The organism is Bacillus sp. NPDC077411, assembly GCF_044543425.1.
GTDB classification, from domain to species: Bacteria; Bacillota; Bacilli; order Bacillales; family Bacillaceae_G; genus Bacillus_A; species Bacillus_A bruguierae.
Map to the genome: position 1 here is coordinate 135,283 of NZ_JBITWA010000014.1, position 8,571 is coordinate 143,853.

The following is an 8,571-nucleotide window of genomic DNA, read 5'->3' on the forward strand; positions in this document are numbered from 1 at the left end:
GCCACGTGCAAGGTTTGAAAACAAAAGTAGACAATAGTGCAGGCTCCTGCCTTGTTTGCATGACAACAGTTTATATGCCAAAAAATGAATTTATAAGTAATAGAGAGACACACTTTCACTAAAATCATCCCCTTTTCTAAATTTCTAAAAGGTATAGCTGAGTAGTTACAAAAAGGGTATGAATAATGAAAACGCGCCTGCTTGTCAAAACAGGCGCGTTTTCATTATTTTAGTTCATTCACAACGTTCGGCGGTGTATGCCCTTGCAATCCAGCTACTAAATTTTTTGCTGCTGTCATTGCCATAGTTCGGCGTGTTTTTAACGTCGCAGAACCAATGTGAGGAAGCGTCACGACATTTTGCAGAGATAACAACGGGTTATCTTTTTCGATTGGTTCTTGCGTAAATGTATCAATGCCTGCTGCAAAAATTTTCTTTTGTTGCAGCGCTTCAATTAATGCTCTTTCATTTACTGTTTTCCCGCGGGATGCATTAATAAAAATGGCTGTTTCTTTCATTATATTAAATTCTTTTTCCCCGATTAAATGATACGTTTCTTCTGTTAATGGTGTTAGAAGGACAATAAAATCTGCTTTTTGCAGTAACGTTTCTAATTCGCAATATGTTGCGCCGAGCTCGCGTTCTGTTTTTTCTTTACGGCTTCGATTGTAGTATAAAACGTCCATATCGAAGCCGAATTTTGCGCGTTTTGCAACAACTTCACCGATGCGTCCCATGCCGATGATTCCGATTGTTTGATGATGAACATCTAAGCCGAAATGCTCTTTTCCAATTTCCGCATTCCATTGTCCTGACTTTACGTAACGATCGAGTTCACAAACGCGGCGCGATGCAGATAACATTAACGCAAAGACAAGATCAGCGACAGTATCATCTAACACGTATGGTGTGTTCGTTCCAATTATGTTTCTTTGCTTCATGGCTGTGATATCGAAGTTATCATAGCCGACTGAAATATTACTCACTACCTTCAATTGCGGAGCTGCTTCGAGTAGTTCATCATCAATAATAGCCCCGAAATTTAATAGTCCGTGTTTATCTTTTACTTTCTCTAATAGTACATGGCGCGGGATTTTTTCATTACTATCCCACTTTTCGTATTCATAATGCTCGGCAATATATTTTTCAACAAATGCAGGCACTTTTTCTGCAATGTAGATTTTTTGTTTCACAGTGTCAGCCCCTTTCTATTTTATTGTCACATAATTCCTTAAAAAAATCTTCTTTTCAAATAGGAAAAGCAGTCTGTATAATTTAGAAAATATCCAAAAAGGAAAGGGAGATTGTGATGACAGAAAAAGAGTTAGAATTGTTAGCTTGTCTTGAGAAAAGTAGCCGATTATCTGAAGAAACATTAGCCAAAATGTTAAACATAGATATAGAAGAAGTAATAGCAATTCTTGAGAAATTAGAAAAAGAAAAAGTGGTTGTCGATTATGTAACACTGATTGATTGGACAAAGGTAAAAGAACATACAGGTTTAACAGCAATGATTGATGTGAAAGTTACACCGAAGCATGGCGTTGGATTTGATGCGGTAGCAGAACAAATTTACCGATATCCAGAAGTAAAGTCGGTGTATTTAATGTCAGGGACATATGACCTTTCTATTACGATAGAAGGAAAAGGGATGGCTGAAGTTGCAACATTTGTAGCAGAGAAGTTAGCGACAATTGAATCTGTCGTATCAACGACAACGCATTTTATTTTGAAAAAGTACAAACATGAGGGAATTATATATGAAAATAAAGATGATGATAAACGAATTGTGGTGGCACCATGAGTAAATTTGAATTATCAAAAGTAGCACAATCTTTACAACCATCCGGTATTCGCAAGTTCTTTGATTTGGCTGCCGGTATGAAAGGGGTTATTTCATTAGGAGTTGGAGAGCCTGATTTTGTGACGCCTTGGAATGTAAGACAAGCATGTATTCGTTCGTTAGAAGAAGGGTATACAGCCTATACTGCGAATGCTGGATTGTTAGAGCTGCGTGAAGAAATATCAAAATATTTACACAAACAATTTTCAGTCGATTATGATCCGAAAGAAGAGATCATTGTAACAGTTGGGGCGAGCCAAGCGTTAGATGTGGCAATGCGTACCATTGTTAATCCTGGTGACGAAGTAATTATTATTGAACCAAGCTTTGTATCATATGCGCCGCTTGTTACGTTAGCTGGCGGTGTACCGGTACCTGTGTCTACATCTCCAGAGAATGAATTTAAAGTGCAGCCGCATCAAATTGAATCGGTCATTACATCGAATACGAAAGCGATTTTACTATGTTCTCCAAACAATCCGACAGGAACGCTCTTAAATAAAGAAGAATTGGAGAAGCTTGCTGTTATTGTGGAGAAATACAGTTTAATTGTATTATCTGATGAGATTTATGCCGAGCTTGTTTACGATGAAACATATACAAGTTTTGCAAGTGTGAAACATATGCGTGATCATACGATTTTAATCTCTGGCTTTTCAAAAGGCTTTGCGATGACAGGCTGGCGCCTTGGATTAATTGCAGCTCCTAAACATTTTACAGAACTAATGTTAAAAATTCATCAATATTCGATGATGTGCGCGCCGACGATGTCTCAATTTGCGGCGTTAGAAGCGCTGCGTTCAGGAGAACAAGAGGTTATTCGTATGCGTGAGAGCTATAAACAACGCCGAAACTTTATGACAACTTCGTTTAATGAAATGGGATTAGACTGTCATATGCCTGGCGGAGCATTTTACGTATTTCCCTCGATTCGTTCGACTGGATTATCTTCGGCGGAATTTGCTGAACGTTTATTGTTAGCGGAAAAAGTTGCTGTTGTACCTGGAAGTGTATTTGGCGAGAGTGGAGAAGGGTTTATTCGCTGTTCGTATGCCACATCACTTGAACAGCTTATGGAAGCGATGAAACGTATGGAACGATTTGTAGAGAATGAAAAAAGGACAAAACGTAATACGTTTTGTCCATAAAAGGGGGGGAATACTAGAAAGCCATGTGTTAGTATTTTATCCCCATATTTGAAGATTTATACATGTTAAAGGAATTTTTTTTATGAATTTTGAATCAAATCCAACTAGGTGGTATAATTTACTAATACAAAAGGTAAACATATGGGAGTGTTTCTTATGTTAAATAAATATCCAACTGGAGTGGTTGTAAAGGGAAAAGTAACAGGGATTCAAGATTACGGAGCATTCGTTGCATTAGATGAAGAAACACAAGGGCTTGTGCACATATCTGAAATTACAAATGGATATGTGAAAGATATTCATGATTTTTTAAAAGTCGGAGATGAAGTGGAAGTAAAGGTACTTTCAGTTGATAAGAAGAACGGAAAAATGGGTTTGTCATTGAAGGCTGCCAAACGGAAACAAGGGAAAGTACGTATTCCAAATCCATCTGCAAATGGATTTAACACATTACGAGAAAAGTTAACAGAGTGGATTGAAGAATCACAAATTACAAAATAAAAGCAGGGAGTTATGCTCCCTGCTTTTATTCGTGTTACATTATGATATAAAATAATCAAACGTTTCTTTTGCTGCACTTGTAATCAGTATAAAGAAACGCCCGTATGTCGGAAGGTAGAGAAGCGTCATAATCTCCACTTGTTTATAAAACAAGCGGAGATATGTGTTTTATAAAATCATAAAAGAGTTATCTAACTTGGCGTGCTTCTGGGTGTGTTCCAAGCTCTTCAGAAGGTTTAAATAATAAACCAAGGTTAATTAAACCTGAAATACCTACAATGCCGTAGATAATTCGAGCAAGCGCTGTATCTTGTCCGCCGAATATAGCTGCTACTAAATCGAATTGAAAGAAGCCAATGAGTCCCCAGTTTACTGCGCCAATAATCGTAAATACTAAAGCGATGCGTTGTAATGTACTCATTTTAAGCAGTCCCTCCTTAAATGATGAAGCGCAAACGAGCTACGTTTACTCGCTTATCGAGCTTCTTTTATAGAATGGATACCTTTTGCCCTTCTTATACAAAAAAATTTAAAATTCTCATTGTATACTTATCTATACAAAGGACAGAAGTTATGACGATTTTGTAAAAAAAATAAATTGGGTACGCTTACAATTTGTAGTTCGCTTGATTTACAACGGTTGTTTCGCTAAAGTGAAGACAGAAATACATATAGACATTGTATTGGAGGCAAAAAAATGAGCACACATGTAACGTTTGATTATTCAAAAGCATTATCGTTCATTAGTGAACACGAGCTAACATACTTACGTGATGCAGTAAAAGTATCACACCATGCAATCCATGAAAAAACAGGAGCAGGAAACGATTTCTTAGGCTGGGTAGAACTTCCTCTTGCATACGATAAAGAAGAATTTTCTCGCATTCAAAAGTGTGCAGAGAAAATTAAAAATGACTCTGACATTTTACTTGTTGTTGGTATTGGTGGTTCTTACTTAGGAGCACGAGCAGCGATTGAAATGTTAAATCATTCTTTCTACAATATGCTGTCTAAAGAACAGCGCAAAACGCCACAAGTGCTATTTGTTGGACAAAACATTAGCTCCACTTACATGAAAGATTTAATGGATGTATTAGAAGGTAAAGACTTCTCAATTAATGTTATTTCTAAATCAGGTACAACAACAGAACCTGCAATTGCATTCCGTATTTTCCGTAAATTATTAGAAGAGAAATACGGAAAAGAAGAGGCGCGTAAACGTATTTATGCAACAACAGATAAAGCGCGCGGTGCTTTAAAAACATTAGCTGACGAAGAAGGATACGAAACATTCGTGATTCCAGATGATGTTGGTGGACGTTTCTCTGTATTAACACCAGTTGGTTTATTGCCGATTGCTGTAAGTGGTTTAAATATTGAAGAAATGATGCAAGGGGCAGCTGCAGGTCATGATGATTTTGCAAAATCAGAGCTTGAAGAAAATCCAGCTTACCAATATGCAGTTGTACGTAATGCTTTATACAACAAAGGAAAAACAATTGAAATGCTTGTCAACTATGAACCAGCACTTCAATATTTCGCTGAATGGTGGAAACAATTGTTTGGTGAGAGTGAAGGAAAAGATCAAAAAGGTATTTTCCCATCTTCCGCAAATTTCTCAACTGACCTTCATTCTTTAGGTCAATACATTCAAGAAGGACGCCGTGACCTATTTGAAACAGTTCTAAAAGTAGGCAAATCTACACATGAACTAAAAATTGAATTAGATGAGAACGATTTAGATGGATTAAACTACCTTGTTGGCGAAACAGTAGACTTCGTTAACACAAAAGCATACGAGGGAACATTACTTGCACATAGCGATGGTGGTGTACCAAACTTAATCGTAAACATTCCTGAACTAAATGAGTATACATTCGGTTATCTCGTATACTTCTTCGAAAAAGCATGTGCGATGAGCGGCTACCTACTAGGCGTAAATCCATTTGACCAACCAGGCGTAGAAGCATACAAGAAAAACATGTTTGCCTTGCTTGGAAAGCCAGGATTCGAAGAACTAAAAGCAGAATTAGAAGAACGTTTAAAGTAAGAAAAGCGGAGCCGGCTCGTATAGAATGAGAGGTGGATGGAGCTCCTGACGTAGAGGCGTTTTCTGCCTCGCAGGAAGGCGCGAAGCCACCGAGCATTCTAGCCGGTGTAGCTAGACAATAAGAAAAGCGGAGCCGACTGTTTAGGCTCGTCGGCTAAGGTTCTTTCGCACAGAAAGTGTTTTTTACTTTCTCGTGCGGAAGGTTCTTAGACGGGAGGGCCTAGTCGCTAGAGCTAGACAGTAAGAAAAGCGGAGCTGTTGGGATCATCCCAACAGCTTTTTTTTATAGTAAATACTCGTCGGATAATATCGAGGAATCCTTATACTGTGTCGAATCGCCGATATATGGAGTTCGAATTGGGCATGCTAAAAAAAATCTAGAAAGGATGATCCATTTGATTCAGATTCATTCGAAGCTACAAGGAAAAACGTTTGCCCTTTTCAAATTAGAAGAAATATTAAAGCCGCTGGGCTATACAATTGGCGGGAATTGGGATTATGAGAAGGGGTGTTTTGACTATAAAATGGATGAAGAGGAAGGATATCAATTTTTACGATTACCGTTTACGGCAGTTGAAGGAGAACTCGATGTAAATGGAGTTATCGTTCGCCTTGATACACCGTACCTTCTGTCACATGTGTATCAAGACGAATTAGATGATGAAGTGAATACATTTACAGCAGGGATAACGTCTTTCGATCAGTTTACAGAGCCGAAAGATCCAGATGGAGATATTCAAGCGAAATATATTGATATTGGAAAAGCTCTAGTTCGGGAATTAGAAGTGTATCTTCTTAATGTTTAATTACAATTAGTAAATCATTTTTTTTCAGAGTAAATGAATGAATAGGATTTATATGATAGTGCCCGTCACGTTGTAGGCCGAGTAAGAGTATGTTTTGTTTTAATAAATCGCAGTTACAATATTCGAATGTTTCTCCATCATATTTCTCAGAAATATACAGGAGTTGTAATTTATTCGCAGTAATTTCATTGTAAATTGTAAACAGCACTTCTGAAATCGAAGGAAATAATAAAGAAGCAGCAAACACATAACTTGTTAATTTATTTCCTTCAATAATTTCTGTTGCACCTGCTCGTTTAGCGTTATGAATTTGATCGGAAGTTAACATTTCAACGATACAATGTATATTTGGGTTTAATCCTTTCGCTGTTAAGATGGTTAAAATAGACTGTGTATCAGCAGAGCTCTCGCTTTTTTCTTTGTCAGCTGTAATCAAAATAGTATGTGCAGTACAAATGTTTGCTTTGAGTAAAATATGATCATGATGAGGGCAACCTTTAATAAATTGTAGATGATGAAATGACTTTGGCAGCAAAGGAAGTGTTTCATCTATAAGGACAATATCAAGGTTTGGTTGTAATACGCGCATTTGACTTACTACATGCTTTACACGTTCGTTCCAACCGACGACGATCATATGTTGATGACAAGAGGCGGCCTCTTCACCTTTTATTTTCATGTATTGTTTACTAATCATTTCTGTAGCAAATGAAACCATATAATAAGAGCCGAATCCGGTTCCTAACAAAATGAGAATAATTGCAAGGATTTTTCCTTGTATACTATGGGGAACGTAATCGCCGTATCCAACAGTGAACGTTGTGACAAGTGCCCACCATATACCGTCAAACCATGTTCGAAAGTGAACGGGTTCTAATTTATGTATAAGAAATCCAAAGAAGAGAATGAATAAGCTAATTAAGGTGACTAGACGTAAAATAATAGAATTGCGAAATGTATCTAAGATACTACTTCTTGCATTCAATGTTTGTAGCTCCTCCCGCATCAATATAGTTATCCCGCTATTTGTGGACAGTAAGACCCCCACTGATGGAAGTTTCACTTTATATTGTTGCCATTATGAAAAAAGAAAAACCCCCTCATAAGTGAGGGAGTTGTCAGATACTTTCCACTTCGGTTTGTTGAACGCTATTAAGCTGTTGGATTGCATAGTATACATCAGCTGTACGTATTTTTTGGTCAACAGATAGTTTCATTTGTATGAAATGGGCTCCAGTTTCTAATGTTTTAAGTTTCATGTTTTTAACTTTTATATCCATCTTTTTTATGTCATCGATGACGGTAGGGATATTTTCCATACTATTTATGACAAGGTTTACAGCGATTTCACGCTGCCTGAGGGACTTTGGTCCTAAAATATTCATTACAAAAGGGATAAGTTCTACGCTGATCATAAGAAAACACATACCAGAAATAGCTTCTAGATAAAAACCGGCTCCCACTGCAATGCCAATTCCTGATGCTCCCCAAATCATAGCGGCGGTAGTCAGGCCTGCAATACTATCGTTACCTCTACGTAAAATAACCCCTGCTCCTAAAAAACCAATTCCTGATACAACTTGAGCTGCTAAGCGGAGAGGATCCATGCCAATTCGGTTTGAAAGTGAGCTAGGTAAATTATAAGCTGCTTCAATCGAAACGATGGTAAGCAAGCAACTGATAATAGAAATAACTAAGCAAGTTTTTAAACCAAGTGGTTTTCGCTTTAATTCACGCTCTAAACCAATTGCAAATCCTAAAATGGCAGAGAGGCCTAACTTAAGTAATAAATCGAAGTGTTCCATTTGTATTCCTCCCCGTAATTTAGTGTAATAGATGAACTGATATTTTTAGTATATGGTACAAGAAAGGAAATTTGGCCAGTTTTTATAAAAAATATTGAAAAAGGGTGTTGCATTTCGAAATTCACCATGATATATTAATAAACGTCGCTGATGCACGAAAGCAGAAAGCAGACAGAAAAAAGAAATGAAAAACAATGTTGACATCGAAAAACAAAGGTGTTAACATAAGGAAGTCGCAATTGAGCGGTGGATAAGTTCTTTGAAAACTGAACGAAACAAACAACGTGAAACGTCAATTTTTATTTATGATGCTAGACAAACTAACTTTATTGGAGAGTTTGATCCTGGCTCAGGATGAACGCTGGCGGCGTGCCTAATACATGCAAGTCGAGCGAACCGATTAAGAGCTTGCTCTTAA

The 8,571-nt window shown here is 37.4% G+C and carries 9 protein-coding genes and 1 rRNA gene; 6 read left to right on the forward strand and 4 right to left on the reverse strand.

What is annotated here, in order from left to right; genetic code table 11:
• Positions 1-224: 224 nt before the first annotated feature.
• A complete protein-coding gene (locus ACIGHG_RS17800; RefSeq protein ID WP_396549669.1) occupies positions 225-1,193 on the reverse strand; it encodes a 2-hydroxyacid dehydrogenase in 969 nt (322 codons plus the stop codon).
• Between the two features lie 113 nt (positions 1,194-1,306).
• On the opposite strand from ACIGHG_RS17800, the gene ACIGHG_RS17805 reads away from it, so the two are divergent.
• The 3 genes from ACIGHG_RS17805 (at position 1,307) to yugI (ending at position 3,492) form a co-directional block, all read left to right on the forward strand.
• The gene (locus tag ACIGHG_RS17805; protein WP_139207752.1) at positions 1,307-1,804 is read left to right on the forward strand and encodes an Lrp/AsnC family transcriptional regulator; all 498 of its coding nucleotides are present in this window, start codon (positions 1,307-1,309) and stop codon (positions 1,802-1,804) included.
• A complete protein-coding gene (locus ACIGHG_RS17810) occupies positions 1,801-2,991 on the forward strand; it encodes an aminotransferase (RefSeq protein WP_396549671.1) in 1,191 nt (396 codons plus the stop codon). Before ACIGHG_RS17805 ends, ACIGHG_RS17810 begins: the two co-directional genes overlap by 4 nt.
• A 156-nt stretch (positions 2,992-3,147) precedes the next feature.
• The gene (yugI, locus tag ACIGHG_RS17815) at positions 3,148-3,492 is read left to right on the forward strand and encodes a S1 domain-containing post-transcriptional regulator GSP13 (protein WP_336474556.1); all 345 of its coding nucleotides are present in this window, start codon (positions 3,148-3,150) and stop codon (positions 3,490-3,492) included.
• A gap of 187 nt (positions 3,493-3,679) precedes the next feature.
• On the opposite strand, the gene ACIGHG_RS17820 is transcribed toward yugI, so the two are convergent.
• Positions 3,680-3,913, reverse strand: coding sequence for a DUF378 domain-containing protein (locus ACIGHG_RS17820; RefSeq protein WP_035433268.1), 234 nt, complete (start codon positions 3,911-3,913; stop codon positions 3,680-3,682).
• A 276-nt stretch (positions 3,914-4,189) separates the two neighbouring features.
• On the opposite strand from ACIGHG_RS17820, the gene ACIGHG_RS17825 reads away from it, so the two are divergent.
• Positions 4,190-5,542 (forward strand): glucose-6-phosphate isomerase, encoded by a 1,353-nt coding sequence (locus ACIGHG_RS17825; RefSeq protein ID WP_090919029.1) that lies wholly within the window; start codon positions 4,190-4,192, stop codon positions 5,540-5,542.
• Between the two features lie 395 nt (positions 5,543-5,937).
• Positions 5,938-6,348 carry a YugN-like family protein gene (locus tag ACIGHG_RS17830; protein ID WP_336474558.1) on the forward strand — a complete coding sequence of 137 codons (411 nt, stop codon included), beginning with the start codon at positions 5,938-5,940 and terminating at the stop codon, positions 6,346-6,348.
• Here ACIGHG_RS17830 and ACIGHG_RS17835 read toward each other — a convergent pair.
• The gene (locus tag ACIGHG_RS17835) at positions 6,338-7,333 is read right to left on the reverse strand and encodes an ion channel (RefSeq protein ID WP_336474559.1); all 996 of its coding nucleotides are present in this window, start codon (positions 7,331-7,333) and stop codon (positions 6,338-6,340) included. The genes ACIGHG_RS17830 and ACIGHG_RS17835 overlap by 11 nt on opposite strands.
• A 133-nt stretch (positions 7,334-7,466) precedes the next feature.
• Entirely contained in the window at positions 7,467-8,153 is a 687-nt protein-coding gene (locus ACIGHG_RS17840) for an MgtC/SapB family protein (protein ID WP_336474560.1), read from the reverse strand.
• 326 nt (positions 8,154-8,479) lie between these two features.
• Between ACIGHG_RS17840 and ACIGHG_RS17845 the strand changes: the two genes are divergently transcribed.
• Positions 8,480-8,571: ribosomal RNA gene (locus ACIGHG_RS17845) — 16S ribosomal RNA — on the forward strand; the annotation flags it as partial.

Bases quoted from the DNA above. Each gene is read 5' to 3' on its own strand.
- ACIGHG_RS17810 (WP_396549671.1), top strand. From the start codon at position 1,801: ATGAGTAAATTTGAATTATCAAAAGTAGCACAATCTTTACAACCATCC.
- yugI (WP_336474556.1), top strand. From the start codon at position 3,148: ATGTTAAATAAATATCCAACTGGAGTGGTTGTAAAGGGAAAAGTAACA.
- ACIGHG_RS17820 (WP_035433268.1), bottom strand. From the start codon at position 3,913: ATGAGTACATTACAACGCATCGCTTTAGTATTTACGATTATTGGCGCA.
- ACIGHG_RS17825 (WP_090919029.1), top strand. From the start codon at position 4,190: ATGAGCACACATGTAACGTTTGATTATTCAAAAGCATTATCGTTCATT.
- ACIGHG_RS17840 (WP_336474560.1), bottom strand. From the start codon at position 8,153: ATGGAACACTTCGATTTATTACTTAAGTTAGGCCTCTCTGCCATTTTA.